This window comes from Pseudoalteromonas luteoviolacea (assembly GCF_018100925.1).
Lineage (GTDB): Bacteria > Pseudomonadota > Gammaproteobacteria > Enterobacterales > Alteromonadaceae > Pseudoalteromonas > Pseudoalteromonas obscura.
In genome coordinates this window covers 1-826 of sequence record NZ_JAGJEH010000054.1, presented here as the reverse complement: position 1 = coordinate 826, position 826 = coordinate 1, and the positions used below count along the sequence as shown (strand labels likewise).

1 protein-coding gene is annotated in these 826 nt (G+C 44.3%); it reads left to right on the top strand.

All coding sequences use genetic code 11. The features are described 5' to 3' along the window. Positions 1–826, top strand: an 826-nt coding sequence (locus J8M00_RS28035; RefSeq protein ID WP_211013647.1) for an SdrD B-like domain-containing protein, incomplete at both ends; no start/stop codon positions are given.

Genomic DNA, 826 nt, shown 5'->3' with positions numbered 1-826 from the left:
ATTTTTCGATGTAAACCAAGATGGCGTTGTTGACGCCAATGACGCGTTACTAAAAGACATCACAGTCACAATTACAGGTACCGATAAGTTTGGTCAGGCAGTAAATACCACAACAACGACTAACGCCACAGGTGAGTTCAGCTTTGCTGGCCTGATCGAATCAAATACTGATGGTTATACCATCACGCAAACACCAGGCGGGATTTACCAAACGGGTAATCGTTATATTGGCACTGAAGCCGGCGCCATCAGCAATATTGCAAAAGTGGTTGTGGGCACAGATCCAACCCCAGCGATCCGCTTTACAGAAAAGCCAAAAGCCGGTGATAAATCTGTTTCAGGTACCGTGTTCTTCGATGTCGATCAGGACGGTGTAGTCGATTCAAATGATGCGCTATTAAAAGACATCACAGTCACAATCACAGGCACGGATAAGTATGGTCAAACAGTAAATACCACAACAACGACTAATGCCAAAGGTGTGTTCAGGTTTACTGGCTTGATAGAATCAAATGCAGATGGTTACACCATTGCGCAAACACCAAGTTCGATTTACCAAACGGGTAATCGTTATATCGGTACAAATTCAGGTGTAGTGAGCAATGTCGTAAAAGTCGTGGTGGGCACAGATCCAACGCCTGCGATCCGCTTTACAGAAAAGCCAAAAGCCGGTGATAAATCTGTTTCAGGTACCGTGTTCTTCGATGTCAATCAGGACGGAGTAGTCGATTCAAATGATGCGCTACTAAAAGACATCACGGTTACAATCACAGGTACCGATAAGTATGGTCAAACAGTAAATTCCGCAACAACGACTAATGCCAAA